The 18,948-nt window shown below is 69.7% G+C and carries 16 protein-coding genes; 10 read left to right on the top strand and 6 right to left on the bottom strand.

The window, feature by feature from the left end; all coding sequences use genetic code 11:
* Positions 1–53: 53 nt before the first annotated feature.
* The 3 genes from Q5425_RS32550 to Q5425_RS32560 are packed head-to-tail and all read right to left on the bottom strand — an operon-like array spanning position 54 to position 2,994.
* The gene (locus tag Q5425_RS32550; RefSeq protein WP_308676184.1) at positions 54–932 is read right to left on the bottom strand and encodes an ABC transporter permease subunit; all 879 of its coding nucleotides are present in this window, start codon (positions 930–932) and stop codon (positions 54–56) included.
* A complete protein-coding gene (locus Q5425_RS32555) occupies positions 929–1,903 on the bottom strand; it encodes an ABC transporter ATP-binding protein (RefSeq protein WP_308676185.1) in 975 nt (324 codons plus the stop codon). Before Q5425_RS32555 ends, Q5425_RS32550 begins: the two co-directional genes overlap by 4 nt.
* Positions 1,900–2,994: a sigma-E factor regulatory protein RseB domain-containing protein gene (locus Q5425_RS32560; RefSeq protein WP_308676186.1), complete on the bottom strand. Its 1,095-nt coding sequence runs from the start codon at positions 2,992–2,994 to the stop codon at positions 1,900–1,902. Before Q5425_RS32560 ends, Q5425_RS32555 begins: the two co-directional genes overlap by 4 nt.
* 148 nt (positions 2,995–3,142) lie before the next feature.
* Between Q5425_RS32560 and Q5425_RS32565 the strand changes: the two genes are divergently transcribed.
* The 3 genes from Q5425_RS32565 (at position 3,143) to Q5425_RS32575 (ending at position 5,746) form a co-directional block, all read left to right on the top strand.
* A complete protein-coding gene (locus tag Q5425_RS32565; protein WP_308676187.1) occupies positions 3,143–3,859 on the top strand; it encodes a response regulator transcription factor in 717 nt (238 codons plus the stop codon).
* Positions 3,856–5,169 carry a HAMP domain-containing sensor histidine kinase gene (locus Q5425_RS32570; RefSeq protein ID WP_308676188.1) on the top strand — a complete coding sequence of 438 codons (1,314 nt, stop codon included), beginning with the start codon at positions 3,856–3,858 and terminating at the stop codon, positions 5,167–5,169. Before Q5425_RS32565 ends, Q5425_RS32570 begins: the two co-directional genes overlap by 4 nt.
* Positions 5,170–5,338: 169 nt before the next feature.
* Complete coding sequence (locus Q5425_RS32575; RefSeq protein WP_308676189.1) at positions 5,339–5,746, top strand: NUDIX domain-containing protein; 408 nt, start codon at positions 5,339–5,341, stop codon at positions 5,744–5,746.
* Positions 5,747–5,800: 54 nt separating this feature from the next.
* Here Q5425_RS32575 and trpS read toward each other — a convergent pair whose 3' ends face one another.
* Positions 5,801–6,778 carry a tryptophan--tRNA ligase gene (gene trpS / locus Q5425_RS32580; protein WP_308676190.1) on the bottom strand — a complete coding sequence of 326 codons (978 nt, stop codon included), beginning with the start codon at positions 6,776–6,778 and terminating at the stop codon, positions 5,801–5,803.
* A 217-nt stretch (positions 6,779–6,995) separates the two neighbouring features.
* Between trpS and Q5425_RS32585 the strand changes: the two genes are divergently transcribed.
* Positions 6,996–7,295, top strand: a complete 300-nt coding sequence (locus tag Q5425_RS32585; protein ID WP_308676191.1) for a YciI family protein — start codon at positions 6,996–6,998, stop codon at positions 7,293–7,295.
* On the opposite strand, the gene Q5425_RS32590 is transcribed toward Q5425_RS32585, so the two are convergent.
* Positions 7,292–7,441 carry a hypothetical protein gene (locus Q5425_RS32590; protein WP_167455137.1) on the bottom strand — a complete coding sequence of 50 codons (150 nt, stop codon included), beginning with the start codon at positions 7,439–7,441 and terminating at the stop codon, positions 7,292–7,294. The genes Q5425_RS32585 and Q5425_RS32590 overlap by 4 nt on opposite strands.
* Before the next feature lie 194 nt (positions 7,442–7,635).
* Between Q5425_RS32590 and typA the strand changes: the two genes are divergently transcribed.
* From typA to Q5425_RS32620, 6 genes are all read left to right on the top strand, one after another.
* Positions 7,636–9,561: a translational GTPase TypA gene (typA, locus tag Q5425_RS32595; RefSeq protein ID WP_308676192.1), complete on the top strand. Its 1,926-nt coding sequence runs from the start codon at positions 7,636–7,638 to the stop codon at positions 9,559–9,561.
* Between the two features lie 376 nt (positions 9,562–9,937).
* Complete coding sequence (locus tag Q5425_RS32600; RefSeq protein WP_396135289.1) at positions 9,938–11,680, top strand: ABC transporter family substrate-binding protein; 1,743 nt, start codon at positions 9,938–9,940, stop codon at positions 11,678–11,680.
* A 290-nt stretch (positions 11,681–11,970) separates the two neighbouring features.
* Entirely contained in the window at positions 11,971–13,782 is a 1,812-nt protein-coding gene (locus Q5425_RS32605) for an ABC transporter family substrate-binding protein (protein WP_308676194.1), read from the top strand.
* 186 nt (positions 13,783–13,968) lie between these two features.
* Positions 13,969–14,985: an ABC transporter permease gene (locus Q5425_RS32610; RefSeq protein WP_308676195.1), complete on the top strand. Its 1,017-nt coding sequence runs from the start codon at positions 13,969–13,971 to the stop codon at positions 14,983–14,985.
* Positions 14,978–15,907, top strand: a complete 930-nt coding sequence (locus Q5425_RS32615; protein WP_308676196.1) for an ABC transporter permease — start codon at positions 14,978–14,980, stop codon at positions 15,905–15,907. Before Q5425_RS32610 ends, Q5425_RS32615 begins: the two co-directional genes overlap by 8 nt.
* Before the next feature lie 80 nt (positions 15,908–15,987).
* Positions 15,988–17,004 carry an ABC transporter permease gene (locus Q5425_RS32620; protein ID WP_308676197.1) on the top strand — a complete coding sequence of 339 codons (1,017 nt, stop codon included), beginning with the start codon at positions 15,988–15,990 and terminating at the stop codon, positions 17,002–17,004.
* A gap of 128 nt (positions 17,005–17,132) precedes the next feature.
* Here Q5425_RS32620 and Q5425_RS32625 read toward each other — a convergent pair whose 3' ends face one another.
* Positions 17,133–18,914, bottom strand: coding sequence for an ABC transporter ATP-binding protein (locus Q5425_RS32625; RefSeq protein ID WP_308676198.1), 1,782 nt, complete (start codon positions 18,912–18,914; stop codon positions 17,133–17,135).
* Positions 18,915–18,948: the final 34 nt, after the last annotated feature.

Below are 18,948 nucleotides of genomic sequence, written 5' to 3' on the forward strand. Positions count from 1 at the left end.
ACCTTTCCCTGGCCCGCTGGTCATAGAACCCGCCTTACCACTCACGACCGGTCTCAGCCGTCGCGGGTCGAAAGCCTCGCGTAGGCCAGCGACAGCCCGATCACGATGTAACAAGCCGCGCGCAACGCCCCTTCGCCCAGCATCTGCGTGCCCATCGGGTCCTGCAGCACCTCCGCCGGCGCCATCGACCAGTTCTGCGTCAGCAGGAACGGGTGCAGCCAGTCCAGCGAGGTCAGGAAACCGAGGATGGTGAACACGATGTCGGCCGCCAGCACCGAGGCCACCACCAGCATCGGGTGCTCGGTCCAGCTGGAGATCGCCAGCGCCACCGCGCCGACCGCCCACAGCTGGAGCACCACCCAGCCCGCCACCAGCAGCAGCCGCGCGAGCGCGCCGCCCAGCGACAACGTCGTGCCCGACAACGTGAACAGCGAATCCGTGCCGTTGATGATCAGGCCGGTCACCACGCCCGTGACGCACATCGCCAGCACCGAGACCACCGACACCGTCGCGACGCCGAAGGCCTTCACCGCCAGCAGCCGGCCCCGCCCGACCGGCGCGATCAGCCAGCCGCGCAGCGTGCCGTGGGACGTCTCGCCCGCGATCGCGTCCGCGCCCGCCATGGCCGAGGCCAGCGGCAGCAGCAGCGCCAGCGACATCACGATCGCCGCGATGGGCAGCACGAACGCGTTGTTGACCGCGGACGCGAGCAGCGCTTCGCCGCCGTCGTCCGGGCCGCCGCCGGCGTTCGGGTTGTCGTCCACCAGCGTCAGGCCGACGCCGATGATCACCGGGATCAGCGCGAGCAGGCCCAGCACGGCGAGGGTGCGCGGCCGCCGGAAGATCCAGCGCAGTTCGGCGGCCAGCAGCCGGGGCAGTGGCACCGTGTCGTGGCCCGTGCGGACCGCCGGTGCCTCGAGAACCGCCGTCATTCCGCCCCCTCCGTCAGCCGCGCGAACAGGTCTTCCAGGCCGGTGCGGGCCCGCGTCGCCTCGTGGACCGCGACCCCCGCGCCCACCAGGACTTGCAGCACCCGGGGCGCTTCGGCCGCGGTGAGGTCGGCCCGGATGCCGTCCGGCGTGAGCCGGGCGCCGATCCGGTGCTCCCGCAGCACTTCCACCGCCTGTTCCGCGTCCGGCGTGCGGACCAGCAGGGCCGCGTTCCCGGACTCCAGCAGCTCCGCCAGCTCGCCTTGCGCGACGACGTTGCCCGTCTGCAGCACGGCGACGTGCGTGCACGTCGCCTCGACCTCGGCCAGCAGGTGTGACGACACCAGCACGGTGACGCCCTCGGCGTGCAGTTCGGCGACGATCCTGCGGATCTCCCTGGTACCCGCAGGGTCGAGGCCGTTGGTCGGCTCGTCGAGCACGACCATCTTCCGCGGCACCAGCAACGCCGAAGCGAGTCCGAGCCGCTGTTTCATGCCGAGCGAATACCCCTTGTACCGCCGTCGCGCGGCGCCGGTCAGCCCGACGCGCTCCAAAGCCGTGTCCACCGCGGTGGGGATCCCGGCCGAGGCCAGCCGCGGTTCCGCCGCGGCGAAGCGCAGCAGGTTGTCGCGCCCGGAGAGGAACGGGTGGAAGCCCGGCCCCTCGACCAGCGCGCCGACGTCCGGCAGCGCGTGCGCGGCGGCGTCCGGCATCGGACGGCCGAGCAACTCGACCTCGCCCTCGGTCGGCCGGACCAGGCCGAGCAGCATCCGGATCGTCGTCGTCTTGCCCGAGCCGTTCGGCCCGAGCATCCCCACGACCGCGCCCGCCGGGATGTCGAGGTCGACGTGGTCCACCGCGACGGTGCTGCCGTAGACCTTGCGCAGCCCCCGGGTGCGCGCGGCCAGCGGGACCGCCGGGGCGGACGCCTCCGAAGAGACGTCCGCCCCGGACTGGAGGGCCGTGCTGGTCACTTCTGACCCAGCGCTTCGTACAGGACCTGCTCCGGCACCGCGCCGGCGGCGAACCGGCCGTCGTCGGTCAGCACCGCGCTGCCCACCTTCGTGGTGACGAGGTAGCCGCTGCCCCACGTGCCGTTGACCTTCTTGGCGAAGCGCTCGAGCAGCGCCTTCGGGTCCGCGTTGCCGCCGCGGCTCTCACGACCCTGCTGCTTCGGCGCCGCGTTCAGCGCGTCCGCCGGCACCTTGCCGGTGACGACGGTGTCCCAGCCGTCACCGACGACCTCGACGTCCTGCTTCGCCTGCTCGGCGAGGTCCTTGTGCTGCTGGTCGATCGTCGGCGTCTTCTCCTGCACCTTGGCGCCCTTGGGCGGGGTGAAGGTGAAGAGGTCGGCCGGCTGCTGCGTGAACTCGATCTCGGTGAAGGCGACCTCGAGGGCCGGCGTCGCCGTGCCGTTGCTCAGCACCGACACCCGCAGCGGCATCCGCGTCTGCGAGTCGACGGCGACGCGGATCTCGCGCAGCAGCGTCCGCTCGGTCGGCTTCGGCGTCAGCACCAGCTCGTAGGCCGGGCGGCCGGCGACCGTCGCGGTGCCGTCGACCGACACCGTGCTGCTCTCGCGGACCTTCGCGAGCAGTTCGGTCGAAGCCGCCAGCGGGTCGGCCGTCTTGTCGCTGCCCGCGCCCTTCTGCTGGGCCACGTCGGCCGGGATGGTCACCTTGGTCGCGGTGTTCGACTTGGAGCTGTAGTCCCAGACGGTGGTGCCGTCGTGGACCACGGTCTCCTGGGTCGCCCCCTGCGTGACGGCCAGCCGGCTCTTGCCCGCGCCGTCGGTGAAGATGTGCGCGGAATCCATGTTCAGCGCCGAGGCGCCCGGCACCGCGTTCCCGATCGCGGGCAGGCCCAGGTCGTTGCTCACCTTCAGCGTGCCGTCGAACGCGCCCGGCTTCGCCTTGACCACCGACTGCACCAGGTCCTCGGCACTCACCTGCGGCAGCGCCGGCTTGTCGTCGGCGCTGGCCGGCATCGCGACGAACGCGAGCCCGCCGGCACCGAGCGCGGTGCCGAGGACCGCGGCGGTGATGCCCTTCGTCTTCGGTTTCATGCGTCTCTCCCTGTGGTGTTCCCGGGCTCGAGTGTGCCCGGCTCCCTGGCTCCGACGCTTCACTCTCGAGGCTGAGATACCCCTGAAGGTTCTCCCTCCCACGCTGAGATCGCGCTGAGAACCGACGCACGACCTGCGCAAACCGGCCATGATGAGTCTCGTGAAACCTCGGGTGCTGGTGGTCGACGACGAACCGGGCGTGCGGAAGGCCCTGCAACGCGGGCTGCGCGCGGAGGACATGGACGTGGTCACGGCCGCGGACGGGCCCACCGGCCTGCAGCTGGCGAGCACGGGCTCGTTCGACGTCATCCTGCTCGACATCATGCTGCCCGGCCTGTCCGGCTACCGCGTGCTGGAACGGCTGCGCAAGGACGGCGTCACCACGCCGGTGCTGCTCGTCTCGGCCAAGGACGGCGAGATCGACCAGGCCGACGGCCTCGACCTCGGTGCCGACGGCTACCTCGTCAAGCCGTTCTCGTTCGTGGTCCTGGTCGCCCAGGTCCGCGCGGTGCTGCGCCGGGCGGGGCCGGAGGCCGGCCGCGGCACGCTGCGGCTCGGCGCGCTGGCGGTCGACCGCGGGCTGCGGCAGGTGCACTGGCACGACGAAGAGGTCGGGCTGAGCCCGCGGGAGTTCGCGCTGCTGGAGGTGCTCGTCGGCCGGGCGGGCACGGTCGTCACGAAGGACGAGCTGCTGCGCGCGGTCTGGGGTGAAGAGCAGGCGGTGACCCGCAACCTCGTCGAGGTCTACGTCGGGTACGTGCGCCGCAAGCTCGACGCGGTCGGGGCCGGCGCGCTGCTGCGGACCGTGCGCGGGCACGGCTACCTCGCGTCCGACGACCGGCTCGACGAGGTCATCACCCCGTGATCTCGTGGTGGCGGGGCCGGACCCTGCAGGCCCGGATCACCGTGCTGGCCGCGACGATCACCCTGGTCTGCCTGCTCGGGCTGGCGGCGCTGGCCGCGTCGAGCCTCTCGCCGCTGCTCATCGACTCCGTGGACCGCGAGCTGACGGGCGCGCTCGGCCCCGCCGGTGCCGAGGTGAGCGCGGGCCGTCCGCTGTCCGGGGCCGCTCCGGTGACGTTGCGGGTGCTCGACATCGCGGGCACGCCGGTGGACGGGGGCACCCCGACCGGGCTCTCCGCTTCGGACGTCTCGTCGCTCAAGGCCGGGCAGCCCGTGCGCAGCGACGGCGCGCGGTACCTGGGGACGGTCGTCACGGCGCCGGACGGGGCCCAACGGCTGGTCGTGGCCGGCGCCGGCCTGGTCGGGTTCTCCGCCGCGGTGCACTACGGCGGGGTGTGGCTGGTGGTCGTCGCGTCGGTCGGTGCGCTGGTGGCGGGCTTCGCGACGTGGCTGGTGGTGCGCCTGGCGCTGCGCCCGGTCGCGCGCATGCGGGGTTCGGTGCGGTCGCTGCCGCCGGGGTCGCGGCTGGCGCTGCCGGACTCGCACGACGAGCTGCGGGCACTGGCGGAGGAGTTCAACGCGCTGCTGGAGCGGCAGGAGCAGGCCAGCGACCGGCTGCGGCGCTTCACCGGCGACGCCGCGCACGAGCTGCGCTCGCCGGTCGCGTCGATCCGGGTGCAGGCCGAGGTCGCCGTCACCAACCCCGATCCGGAGCTGGCGCAGGAGACGCTGTCGGACATCTTGACGGAGGCCGAGCGGCTGTCGTCGCTGCTGGACGGGCTGCTGTCGCTGGCCCGCTCGGACGCGGGGGAGGTGCCGCCCGCGGAGCCGGTCGAGCTGGTCAGCGAGGTCCGCGCGGCGGTGGCGCGCCTGCCGGCGGGGGCGCCGGAGACCCGGGCGAGCACGGCGGTCCCGCAGGCCTGGGCCTCCGCCGCGCACGCCGAGGTGGAGCTGGTGCTGGACAACCTGCTGCGCAACGCGTGCCGGTACGCGCGCGGGCAGATCGTGGTGTCGGTGCTGGCGACGCGGTCTTCGGTGCGGGTGGTGGTCGACGACGACGGCCCGGGCATCGCGCCGGAGCACCGGGAGAAGGTCTTCGACCGGTTTTACCGCATCGCCGACGACCGGGCCCGGACGTCCGGCGGCACGGGCCTGGGCCTGGCGATGGTGGCGGAAACAGTCCGGCGCCGCGGCGGCCGCGTCCAGGTGGGCGAGTCCCCGGACGGCGGCGCCCGCTTCGTGGTCGTCTGGCGCGCGGCCCCATCCGGCTGACAAGCGCCCCAATGTGGCGTTCGGTGCATCAGACGCACCCAATGTGGCGTTCGGTGCGTTGGACGCAACCAACGCCACATTGGGGCGCTTGAGCGGCACCGGGCCGGAGCCGGAGCGGGGCGGAGCCGGTGGGCGGCCTGCGCGGGGCTTCCGGGTAGGTTCCGGGACTGTGAACGCTGTGATCGTGGGAGCCGCCCTGGTGCGCGACGGCAAGCTGCTGGCCCAGCAACGGGCTTGGCCGCCGAAGCACGCGGGGCAGTGGGAGCTGCCCGGCGGCCGGGTCGAGGAGGGGGAGTCCGAGGCCTTCGCGCTGGCCCGCGAGTGCAGTGAGGAACTCGACGTCGTCGTCGAGGTCGGCGGCCGGGTCGGGGAGGACATCCCGCTGCCCGGCGGCCGGGTCCTCCGCATCTACGCCGCGAAGCTCGTTTCGCCGGGGGACGAGCCGCGGGCCGTCGAGCACCGAGCCGTGCGCTGGCTCGGGCCCGACGACCTCGACGACGTCGACTGGCTGCCCGCCGACCGGATCCTGCTCCCGGCCTTCCGCGCGCTGCTCGGTGACCGGTCCGGCCAAAAGTAGGCCGCCCCGCGCTCGGCACGTGACCGTTGCTACGAGGTCATGCGGCCGGACTGGTCACCCGATCGGCGCAGCGGCGCCGATCATCCGCAGGGCCGCGTCGAGCCGGTGCGAGCCGCGTTCCCTGGCCCGCTCCGCGCCCCCCTTCCGCACCCGGTCCAGCTCCGACACGTCGTCGAGCAGCGCCAGCGCCCGTGAGCGCAGCGGCCGCAGCTCCTCGATCACCGCGTCGGCGACGGCGTCCTTCACGGCTCCGTACGACGAGAACTCGTCGGCCAGCTCCGCCGGTGACCCGCCCCGGCACGCGGCGAGGATTTCCAGCAGGTTCGCCATCCCCGGCCGGGTCTCCGGGGCGTGGACCGGCACCGAACCGCCGTCGGTGACCGCGCGGCGGATCTTGCGGCGGACCTGGTCGGGCTCGTCGAGCACGAACACCACGCCCACGGCGTCCCGCGCCGACTTCGACATCTTGCGCGTCGGGTCGGCCAGGTCCTTCACCCGCGCGCCCGCCGGCGGCAGCACCGCCTGCGGGACGGTGAACACCTCGCCGTAGGTGCTGTTGAACCGCTTCGCGAGCGTCCGCGTCAGCTCGACGTGCTGCCGCTGGTCCTCGCCGACCGGCACCTCGTCCGCGCCCTGCAGCAGGATGTCCGCGGCCATCAGCGCCGGGTAGGTCAGCAGTGACAGCCGCACCCCGGCCTGGCCCTTCGACTTCTCCTTGAACTGGATCATCCGCGCGGCTTCGCCGTAGTTGCAGGTGCACTCCAGGACCCAGGTCAGCGCGCCCAGCTCGCGGGCCAGGTCGGACTGGACGAACACCCGCTCCGGATCGATGCCGGCGGCGATCAGCACGGCGAGCTGCTCCCTCGCCAGTGATCGGAGTTTCGCCGGGTTGTGCGGCGTCGTCATGCCGTGTAGGTCGGCGACGAAGTACAGGTCGTCCGCGCCGCCTTCGCGGGCCCAGCGGCGGACGGCCCCGAGGTGGTTGCCGAGGTGGACGTGACCGGACGGCGTGATCCCGGACAGCTTGCTCATGGGTGCTTCCCCTTCGAGGTGGGACCACCCCGGCAGAAGGCACAAAAAAGGCCGCCCGTCCGGGGCGGCCGCTGGTGATCAGCGCAGGACTAGACGGCCGCCGAGGGCGGCCACCAGTTGGCGGTCTGCGCGTGCATGGCGCCGACTATAACCCGATCCGTCACCACTTCGCATCGTCCGGACGCGGAAGCGCACCGGCGGAGTTACGGTCTTAACCATGTATGTCGTCCTGCTGAACTACACGGCCCCGATCGAGGAAATCGACTACGCGCTCCCGGACCACGCCGAGTGGCTGAACAAGCAGTACGAGCACGGCCACTTCCTGGCTTCCGGGCGGCGGAACCCGCGCACCGGCGGCGTGATCATCACGCGGCCGATGTCCCGCGGGAAGCTCGACGCCATCCTGGCGTCCGACCCGTTCTGCGTGAAGCACCTCGCGCAGTACGAGGTCATCGAGTTCTCGCCGACGAAGACCGCTCCCGAGCTGCGGCAGATCAACGAAGCCGTCACCCGCTAAGCGGCCAGATCCAGCTTCGCCTTCTTCAGAGCCAATACCGGGCACTTCTTGCAGCGCGGCTTGGACCGGCAGCACTTCTTCTTGACCTTGCCGGCCTTCATCAGCTTGCGCACGACTTTCCGCGGGTCTTTCGGCTTCTTGCCCACGCGCACGCACCTTCCGGATCGCCGACTGTCACCGGGTTCCCACGTTAGGTCAGCCTAACCGTGGAGGGGGCGTGGGGCCGCTCACAATGGGGTGGCAGGTATCCTGGGTGAGGTCCGCGTGTGACCAGAGCCGGTCACGGGATGCCTGACGGCTTGCGCGGCCACCCACACCTTTGAAGTTCAGGAGTTCTCGCGTGCCCGCAGCCAGCGCTACCGTCGAAACCGGCCGGCCGACCGGTAAGACCCGGCCCGACCTGCGCAACGTCGCGATCGTCGCCCACGTCGACCACGGCAAGACGACTCTTGTCGACGCGATGCTGCGCCAGTCCGGCGCCTTCGCCGAGCGGGCCGAACTCGTCGACCGCGTGATGGACTCGGGGGAGCTCGAGCGCGAAAAGGGCATCACGATCCTCGCGAAGAACACCTCGATCCACCGCCAGACGCCCGAGGGCCAGGTGACGATCAACGTCATCGACACCCCCGGCCACGCCGACTTCGGCGGCGAGGTCGAGCGCGGCCTGGCCATGGTCGACGGCGTCGTCCTGCTGGTCGACGCGTCGGAGGGCCCGCTCCCGCAGACCCGGTTCGTGCTGCGCAAGACCCTCGAGGCCGGCCTGCCGGTGATCCTGCTGGTCAACAAGACCGACCGCCCCGACGCCCGGATCGCCGAGGTCGTCGAGGAGACCCACGACCTGCTGCTCGAGCTGGCCAGCGACATCGAGGACGCCGACCACGACGCGATCCTCGACCTCCCGGTCGTCTACGCCTCCGCCCGCGCCGGCAAGGCGAGCCTGGAGCAGCCCGCCGACGGGGACATCCCCGACAGCGAGAACCTCGACCCGCTGTTCGAGACCCTGCTCCGGCACGTGCCGCCGCCCGCCGCCGACCTCGACGCGCCGCTGCAGGCGCTGGTCACCAACCTCGACGCGTCCAACTTCCTCGGCCGCATCGCGCTGATCCGCATCCACGCCGGCAAGCTGCGCAAGGGCCAGACCGTGGCCTGGATGCGCGAAGACGGCACGGTGCAGAACGTCCGCATCTCCGAGCTGCTGGTCACCGAGGCGCTCACCCGCGTCCCGGCGACCGAGGCCAGCGCCGGCGAGCTGGTCGCCATCGCGGGGATCCCGGAGATCACCATCGGCGACACCCTCGCCGACTCCGACAACCCGGTGGCGCTGCCCCGGATCACCGTCGACGAGCCCGCGATCTCGATGACCATCGGCGTCAACACCTCGCCGCTGGCCGGGCGCAACGGCGGCGACAAGGTCACCGCACGCCTGGTCAAGGCCCGCCTCGACCAGGAGCTGATCGGTAACGTCAGCATCCGCGTCCTGCCGACCGAGCGCCCCGACACCTGGGAGGTCCAGGGCCGTGGCGAGCTGGCGCTGGCCATCCTCGTCGAGCAGATGCGGCGCGAGGGCTTCGAGCTGACCGTCGGCAAGCCGCAGGTGGTCCTGCGCACGATCGACGGCAAGCTGCACGAGCCGTTCGAGCGCCTGTACATCGACTCGCCGGAGGAGCACCTCGGCGCGATCACCCAGCTCCTGGCGGCGCGCAAGGGCCGCATGGAGGACATGAGCGGCAACGGCACCGGCCGGATCAAGCTGGAGTACGTGCTCCCGTCGCGCGGCCTGATCAGCTTCCGCACCGACTTCCTCACCGAGACCCGCGGCACCGGCATCGCGAACCACGTGTTCGAGGGCTACTTCCCGTGGGCGGGCGAGATCCGCACGCGGCACAGCGGCTCCCTGGTCGCCGACCGCACCGGCCCGGTCACCGCGTACGCGATGATCCAGCTGGCCGACCGCGGCACGTTCTTCGTCGAGCCGGGCGCCGAGGTGTACGAGGGCATGGTCGTGGGCGAGAACCCGCGCTTCGAGGACCTCGACATCAACATCACCAAGGAGAAGAAGCTGACGAACATGCGTCAGTCCTCCGCCGACGTGATGGAGACGCTGGCCCGCCCGCGCAAGATGGGCCTGGAAGAGGCGCTGGAGTTCTGCTCGGTCGACGAGTGCGTCGAGGTCGCACCCGCGGTGGTCCGCGTCCGCAAGGTCACCCTGGACGTCAACACCCGCGCGAAGGAGCGTTCGCGCGCCAAGAGCCGCGACAACGCCTGACCCGGCAAAGCCTCGAAAAGACCTCCCGGTACTCGCTGCCGGGAGGTTTTTTTGTGCCTGACCCTTTACGCTGGGTGGGTGGGTGCGGACACATCGTCACGAACTGCGCTGTCCTTCTCCTTATATCTTTATAGGGGTTCCGGCGGCCTCATCGCCTGGTGCCGACCACCGGGGTGAACCCTTCCCGTGTCCGGCCCGTGTTCGTTCCGCCGTTCCGGAACGGTCCGGGAACCCGGACGGTCCGTCGCGCGTCCTTCCCCATACCGGCCACCTTGGGGCGGCGGGGGCGGCCGATCCGGGTATGGGAATCCCGGTTCCGGCGGCGAAGGCGGTCGTGGGAGCATGACTGACCCGATCGTGGAGAAACTGGGAGGAAATGGGCGTGCGGGTGAATCGCAAGGCGGTGCCGGTACTGGCACTCGCGGCCGTGCTGCTCACCGCTTGCTCGAACACCCCGCCACCCCCGGTCGTGTCGTCGTCGGTCGCGCCCGTGTCCAGCACCGGCAAGACGCCGTCGCAGATCGTCGTCGGCGTCGACGACGTGCTGGGCGGGTACAACCCGCACAACCTCGCGGACTCGTCCCAGGTCACCTCCGCGCTCTCGCAGCTGCTGCTGCCCTCGGTGTTCCGCCAGAAGGACGACGGCACCACCCAGCTCGACAAGAACCTGATGAAGTCCGCCCAGGTGGTCTCGCAGCAGCCGTTCGTGGTGGCCTACGAGATCCGGGCGGACGCCTCCTGGTCCGACGGCGCCCCCATCGCCGCCGAGGACTTCGACTACCTGCGCACCCAGATGCGCGACCAGCCCGGCGTGATCGAGCCTGCCGGCTACCGCCAGATCACCGACCTGCAGTCCCGCGAAGGCGGCAAGCGCGTCGAGGTCACCTTCGCCAAGCCGTACCCGGGCTGGCAGACGCTGTTCTCCGACCTGCTGCCCGCCCACCTGCTCAAGGACGCACCCGACGGCTGGCGCGGCGCGCTCGCCGCGAACTTCCCGGCCGTCGCCGGCCCGTTCTCGATCAAGAGCCTGGACACCGCGCGCGGCGAGGTCATCCTCGAGCGCAACGAGCGCTACTGGGAGAAGCCCGCCGCGATCGACCGGATCGTGCTCCGCCGATCGGACCAGAACACGCTGCTGGCCGCGCTGCGCAGCGGCAACGACCAGTTCGCGCTGGCGAGGACGACCGGCGACGAGCTCAAGCTGCTCGGCGAGCTCGGTTCGTCGGTGCGGCTGCACACCGTGGCCCGCCCGCTGGTGGCCGGCGTGCTGCTGCGCCCGGTCAGCGCCACGCTGCAGGACGCCCAGGTCCGCGCCGGCATCGCCGCGCTGCTCGACCGCACCAAGCTGATCACCGAAGGCGTCAACGGCGGTCCGTCGTCGGCGCTCCACGCCGACGCGCAGGTGACGGCGCCGTCGGTGAAGGGCTACGCGGCGACCATCCCGGCCGGGCCGCCCACCGCGCCCGACGTCGCCAAGGCCGAGGAGTCGCTCAAGGCGGCCGGCTACACCAAGACCGCGGGCACCTGGCGCAAGAACGGCAAGGCCCTTTCGCTGGTCATCGCCTCGCCGGGCACCCAGGAGCCGTACGCCACGATCGCGAAGGAGCTCACCAGCGAGCTCGCCGCCCAGGGCATCGAGGTCAACGCGATCACGCCGCAGCCGCGCGACCTGTTCAGCGGCCTGCTCGCGATGCCGGTCGTCGCCGGCGTCCAGCAGCCGACCGGCGACTCGGCGGGCAACGTCGGGGTCGACATCGCCGTCGTCCCGCAGGCGGTCGGCGGCGACACCGCGTCGGTGCTCGCGTCGACGTTCGGCTGCCGCCCGGAGCAGACGGCCGCGGGCGTCGACAAGACCAAGCCCGTCGTCCCGGGCAACGCGGCCGGGTTCTGCGACCCGGCGCTGCAGGCCTCGATCGACGCGGCGCTGTCCGGATCGACCCCGCTCACCGAAGCGCTCACCACTCTTGAGCCTGAACTTTGGCGCCAGAACGTGGTGATTCCGCTGTTCCAATTGGCTGACACCCTGGCGATCGGATCGGGCATCTCGGGCGTCACCCCCGGTCCCCCCATGGTGGGCCCGTTCGGGTCGGCGGTGAACTGGACTCGCGGCCCGAAGTAATCGGTTGGCTACGCATTCAGTACTACCGGGTGATCTTTACCAACGCCTTCGAGTGGGGCGCTGTGAATCCGTGAGGTAACCGTCGTATTTCTGGATGTCGACTGGAAGTCACCCTTTGGTCACGATCGACCCTGAACTGGTGACTGTCGGTACTTTTCCTTTCTAGCGTGCTCCCGCAGTGCGCCAGTTGAGTGTCGCTTGGCGTGTCGTAGGCTCCGGCCCATCCAAACCGGAGCGGTGTGGGCCCTTGTCCCGATATTCAAGGGCTCAGTGCTAGGAGGGCACACTTCATGAGGAGATCCAAAGCAGTCTCCGCTTTGTCGCTCGTTGCCGGCGCCTCGCTGTTGCTGAGCGCCTGCAGCGGCGGCGATTCGGGCTCGGGCAACACCGACCAGAACGGATCGTCGACCGACGTCAAGGCGATGGCTGTCGGCAAGGCCGAGACCGGTGACCTGTTCAAGCTCGCGTCCACGCAGCCGTACGAAGGTACCGTCACCATCGGTATCGACGACGGGTACTCGGGGTACAACAACCAGACCCCGGACACCAACAGCTCGTACAACAACTACGTGCTGACCGCGGTGCTCTCCGGCACGTTGAAGCTCGACGGCAACAACAAGGTGCTGCTGAACAGCGATGTCTTCGATTCGTGGGACATCACGCAGAAGGACCCGCAGCAGGTCACCTACAAGATCAAGCCGAACATCAAGTGGTCGGACGGTCAGGCCTACGACTGCAAGGACCTGTACCTGGCGTGGCTGTCGCAGAGCGGCCTGGCCAAGGGCCCGGACGGCAAGAACCCGTTCAACTCGGCTTCGACCACCGGTTACTCGCTGATCAAGACGGCGACCTGCAAGGACGCGCTGACCTTCGTCACCGACTACAGCGAGCCCTACCTCGACTACAAGGGCCTGTTCAACGCGCCGGCGATCATGCCCGCGCACGTCCTCGAGGCCAAGACCGGCATCGCCGACATCTCCAAGCTGGCCCCGACCGGCGACCCGGCCCAGATCAAGGCCGCCGGTGACTTCTGGTCGAACGAGTGGAAGGGCTTCAAGGCGGACATCATGCCGTCGTCGGGCCCGTACAAGATCACCGCGTTCGACGCCAACCAGAAGGCCGTCACCCTCGAGAAGAACCCGACCTGGGTCGGCGGCAAGGGTGGCCCGTCGAAGATCGTCATCAAGGCCATGGAAGACACCAAGGCCATGGCGACCGCGCTGCAGAACGGTGAGATCGACGTTGCGGCGTCGACCCAGCCGGACGCCACCGCGGCCCAGACGATGAAGGGCCTCGCGGCGCAGGGTGTGGTCTACGGTTCGGCCCCGCAGCTGACCTACGAGCACCTCGACCTGAACTTCAAGCGCATGTTCGCCGACAAGGACCTCCGCAAGGCGTTCCTCGAGTCGGTCAACCGCAAGGAGATCACGGACAAGCTGCTCAAGGAGGTCCAGGCGGACGCGGAGCCGCTGAACAGCGTCGTCTTCTTCCAGGGTGAAGAGGGTTACACCGACCTGTACAGCAGCAAGGCCGGCCTGGGTGCCGACGCGGCAGCCAAGACGCTGACCGACGCCGGCTGGGCCAAGGGCGCCGACGGCATCTTCGCCAAGGGCGGCCAGCGCGCTTCGTTCAAGATCACGCACAACCAGAACGCGCGCCGCAGCCAGACCGTCGAGATCATCATCTCGCAGGCCAAGGCGGCCGGCATCGAGGTCAAGGACGAGACCGACGCCAACTTCCTCAAGGGTGGCCGCGTCTCGACCGGTGACTACGACGTCGCGCTGTTCGGCTGGTCGGCCCAGCCGTTCAAGGCGGAGTCCCGCTCGATCTACGTCTGCCCGGACAACGGTGGTGAGCAGAACTACCAGGCTCTGTGCGACCCGAAGATCGACGAGGCGTACACCGCCGCGGTGAAGGCGACCGACGAGCAGGTCAAGCTGCAGAAGTACCAGGAGGCCGACAAGGCCATCGCCGACGACTACGCGACCCTGCCGCTGTTCCAGACGCCGAGCATGTGGGCGTTCAAGGGCATCGACCGCGTCTACATGCAGTCGTACGACGGTGTCCTGTGGAACGCCGGCGAGTGGGAGCAGAAGAAGTAGGGCTCGTCCCGACTCTTCTTTCCCCTCGCTCCAGATGACCTGGGAGGTACCGGGGTCCGGCCACGAGCCGGGCCCCGGTACCCACCGGAAGTAGCTGTTGACCGTAGGGTTACCGCCACTACGGTAGACAACCGGGTAGCGGTCCAGCGCACTTCTGACGACCAGGCCCGGATGAGGAGCAGTTCGTTGAACCTGGTGATCTACATCCTTCGCCGTCTGGCGATATCGATTCCCGTCCTCCTGGTCGGGACTTTCTTGTGTTTCGTCATGGTCGCCGGCACCGGTGACCCGCTGGGCGAGCTGCGGCAGAACCCGACCATCAGCAAGGAAGCGCTGGCCGCCACGGCCGCCAAGCTCGGTCTCGACCAGGGCATCCTGCCCCGCTACTTCACGTGGCTCGGTGACTTCCTGACCGGGAACTGGGGCATCTCCATCGCGCAGGGCAACGCCCTCGCGCCGGTCGCCCCCAAGGTGATGGCCGCGTTCGGCGTCACCCTGAAACTGGTCGTCGGCGCCGAGATCCTCGCGCTGATCATCGGCATCATCGTCGGCGTGCTGGCCGCGGTGAAGCAGTACTCGATCATCGACTACCTCGCGACCACCCTCGCCTTCCTGCTCTTTTCGATGCCGATCTTCTGCGTCGCGATCGTGCTGAAGCGCTACGCGATCGAGATCAACGGCTGGGTCCGCGACCTCGGCCTGTCCGACGTCCTCGGCAACCCGTGGCTGCGCACGACCAGCCCGGAGCAGCTGAAGACCGACGGCGTCGGCGACTTCATCACCAGCACCATCGGCGCGTACCTGCTGCCGACCCTGTCGATCATGGCGATCAGCTTCGCCGCGTACAGCCGGTTCCAGCGCGCCTCGATGCTCGAGGTGATGAACTCGGACTACGTGCGCACCGCGCGGGCCAAGGGCCTCGGCAACGGCCGGGTCATCTTCCGGCACGCGTTCCGCAACGCCCTGATCCCCGTGTCGACGCTGTTCTCGGTCAACTTCGGCTCGGTCCTCGCCGGGGCGATCATCACCGAGACGGTGTTCAACTGGCACGGTATGGGCACATTGCTGGTGGAAGCCGTCACGAAGAACGACACTCAGGTGATGATGGGTTGGCTCGTCGTGATCGCCAGCAGTGTCATCGTCGCCAACCTGATCGCCGACCTGATGTACGGCATCCTGGACCCGAGGATTCGCGTTGGCTGACTTGAACTCTCTTCTCGCGACCGAGACCGCCGCGGCCGAAGGCACGCTGCCGCCGGAAGCGCTGCCGGAACCGCGGAGCCAGGGCAAGCTGGTCCTGCGGAAGTTCCTGCACCACAAGCTGGCGATGGCGTCGACGGCCGTGCTGCTCCTGATCGTGCTGGTCAGCATCCTGATGCCGATCTTCTGGAAGCACGGCTACCAGGACAGCTCGTTCGCTTCGTTCGCCAAGCCCAGCAGCGAGTTCCCGCTCGGGACGACGCAGGTCGGCAAGGACATGGTGTCGCAGGTGCTGCGCGGCACGCAGTACTCGCTGCTGATCGCGCTCACGGTGTCGATCCTGGCGACGGTGATCGGCGTTGTGTTCGGCGCGATCGCCGGCTACCTGCGCGGGTTCTCCGACTCGGCCATCTCCCGGGTGACGGACCTGTTCCTGATCATCCCGCAGATCGCCGCGGCGGCCATCCTCGCCAAGGTGTTCGGCGGCGGCTCCTGGTACATCGTCGCGCTGGTGCTGGCGGCGTTCGGCTGGATGCAGATCGCCCGGATCACCCGGGCCGAGGCGATGTCGCTGTCCCAGCGCGAGTTCGTGGACGCGGCGCGCGCTTCGGGGGCCGGCACGTTCCGGATCATCTTCAAGCACCTGGTGCCGAACATGGTCGGCAGCATCACGGTCAACGCGACCCTCGCGGTCGCGCAGGCCGTGCTGGCGGAAGCCGCGCTGTCGTTCATCGGCCTCGGTGTCCAGCTGCCGGACACTTCGCTCGGCCGCGTCATCCTGGAGAACTACGCCCAGCTGCAGACGCGGCCGGCGCTGTTCTTCGGGCCGTTCGTCGTGCTCGTGCTGATTTCACTGACGATCAACTTCATCGGTGACGGTCTTCGCGACGCCTTCGACCCGCGCCAGCGGAGAATGAAGGCCTGAACGCGCGACGCGGGGGTGACCGGTTCCGGTCGCCCCCGCGTCCGTTTTCGCCCGAAGATCGCCGGACCTGGGGGTTTCGGATGAATCTCGTGCTCTACGTGTTCCGCCGGCTGGCCATCTCCATCCCGGTCCTGCTGGTCGGCACGTTCCTTTGCTTCGTCATGGTCTCCAACACCGGCGACCCGCTCGGTGAGCTCCGCAGCAAACCCGGGATCAGCGCGTCGGCGATCGCCGAGACCGAGCACAAGCTCGGCCTGGACCAGAGCGTCCTCGCCCGCTACTTCAGCTGGCTGGGGCACTTCCTGACCGGCGACTGGGGCATCTCGATCGCGCAGGGCAACGCGTTCACCCCGGTGCAGCCGAAGGTGATGGCCGCGTTCAAGGTGACGCTGGAGCTCGTGCTGGCGGCGTCGGTGCTGGCCCTGATCTTCGGGGTGCTGGTGGGTGTCCTCGCCGCCGTCAGGCAGTACTCGATCTGGGACTACCTCGCGACGACGCTGGCGTTCCTGATGTTCTCGATGCCGATCTTCTGCGTCGCCATCGTCCTCAAGGGCTACGCGATCCGCGCCAACATCTGGGTGCGCGACCTCGGCCTGTCCGACGTCCTCGGCGACCCGTGGCTGCGGACGACGAGCCCGGAGAGCCTCTCGGCCACCGGGGTGGGTGACGCGCTCGCGAAGTACGTCGGCGCGTTCCTGCTGCCCACGCTGTCGATCATGGCCATCACGTTCGCCGCCTACAGCCGGTTCCAGCGGGCGTCGATGCTGGAGGTCCTGGGCGCCGACTACGTCCGTACAGCGCGCGCGAAGGGCGTCTCGAACAGCCGCGTGATCTGGCGGCACGCGTTCCGCAACGCGCTGATCCCGGTGATGACGCTGTTCTCGGTCAACTTCGGCGCCACGGTGACCGGCGCGATCATCACCGAGACGGTGTTCAACTGGCACGGCATGGGCACGCTGCTGGTGGAGGCGGTCAACAAGAACGACCCGCAGGTGCTGATGGGCTGGCTGGTGGTGATCGCGGCGAGCGTCATCGTGGCGAACCTGCTCGCCGACCTCCTGTACGGCATCCTGGACCCCCGCATCCGCGTCGGCTGAGATGCCCGCCCAATCACGCGTGATGCCCCTCCAGTCACGCGTGATGCCCGCCTGATCACGCGGGCGGCCCCTCCCGGCACGCCGAAGGGCCCGCACCCCCGGGGTGCGGGCCCTTCGGCGTGGGTACGTCAGTCGGCGACCGGGGCCAGCCGGCCGGCCTCCCAGGCCGCGCGGCGCTCGGCCTGCAGGATCGGGTCCGCGACCGGCGCCGCCGACAGCAGGCGCCTGGTGTACTCCTGCTGCGGCGAGTGCAGCACCTGGTCGCGCGTCCCGACCTCGACCAGCTTGCCGTGCTGCATCACCGCGACGCGGTCGGCGAGCAGATCGACCACCGCCAGGTCGTGGCTGATGAACAGGCAGGCGAACTGCAGCGACTGCTGCAGGTCCAGGAACAGGTCCAGCACGCGGGCCTGCACCGACACGTCCAGCGCCGAGGTCGGCTCGTCCGCGATCAGCAGCGCCGGGTCGAGCGACAGCGCACGGGCGATCGCCACGCGCTGGCGCTGGCCGCCCGACAGCTCGTGCGGGTAGCGGTTCATGTAGTGGCCGCCCAGCTCGACCTTGTCGAGCAGCGAGCGCACCCGTGCCGACAGCGCCTTGCCGGAGAGCACCTTGTGCAGCACCATCGGCTCGGCGATCGACTCGCCGATCGTCATCTTCGGGTCCAGCGTCGACGCCGGGTCCTGGAACACGATCGAGAAGAACCGGCGAAGCGGGCGGATGTCCTTCGCCGACATCGTGGTGATGTCCTTGCCCGCGATCGCGATCGTGCCCTGGGTCGCGCGCAGCAGGCCGACGGCGCAGCGGCCGACCGTCGACTTGCCCGAGCCGGACTCGCCGACCAGGCCGACGATCTCGCCCTTGGCGATGGTCAGCGAGACGTCGTCGACCGCGCGGTTCTTGGCCTGACCGCGACGGCCCGGGTACTCGAGCACGAGGTTCTTGATCTCCAGGGCCGGCGCGGCCTCTTCGATCACGGCCTCGAGCTCGGCGTCGGCCAGCCGGATCTCCTCGGCGATCCTGGCCGCCTCGGTGCTGTCGGCGTCGATGCCGGTGTCGTCGAGCAGACGGCGGCCCTCGGGGCGCTGGCCGAGCACCGGCACCGCGGCGAGCAGCCGCCGGGTGTAGTCCTCCTTCGGCGACGCGAACAGCTCGCGCACCGGCGCCTCTTCGACGATCTCGCCCTGGTACATCACGATGACGCGGTCGGCCATGTCGGCGACGACGCCCATGTCGTGGGTGATCAGCACGATCGCGGTGTCGAGGGTGTCCCGCAGCTTGCGCAGCAGGCCCAGGATCTCCGCCTGGACCGTGACGTCGAGCGCCGTGGTCGGCTCGTCGGCGATGATGACCTTCGGGTCGCAGGCGATCGCCATGGCGATGACGACGCGCTGGCGCAGCCCGCCCGACAGCTGGTGCGGGTACTGCTTGAACCGCTGCTCGGGGTTCGGGATGCCGACCATGTCGAGCAGCTCGACGGCTCGCTTGTCGGCGGCGTCCTTGGCGATGTCGAGGTGCGAGCGCAGGGCCTCGCGCAGCTGCCAGCCGACCGTGTAGACCGGGTTCAGCGCGGTCATCGGCTCCTGGAAGATCATCGCGACCTGGTTGCCGCGGATCTTCTGCATGTCCTTCTCTTTGAGATCCGCCAGGTTGCGCTCGCCGAGGCGCAGCTCACCGGCGATCCGGCTGGTCTTGGGCAGCAGGCCCAGCACCGACATCGACGTGACGGACTTGCCGGACCCCGACTCCCCGACCACGGCGACGATCTCGCCCGGCTGCACGTCGAAACCGATGCCCTTGACGGCGTCCACGACGCCGTCTTCGGTCTGGAACGACACGCTGAGGTCGGAAATGGACAGGACGGATCCGGACACGCCGGCGACGTTCGCCGAAGTTGCTTCAGTGCTCACCAAGATGCCCTTCGTGGGGGTACAGACGGTCACG

It is taken from the genome of Amycolatopsis sp. A133, from assembly GCF_031082405.1.
In the GTDB taxonomy this organism is placed as follows: domain Bacteria; phylum Actinomycetota; class Actinomycetes; order Mycobacteriales; family Pseudonocardiaceae; genus Amycolatopsis.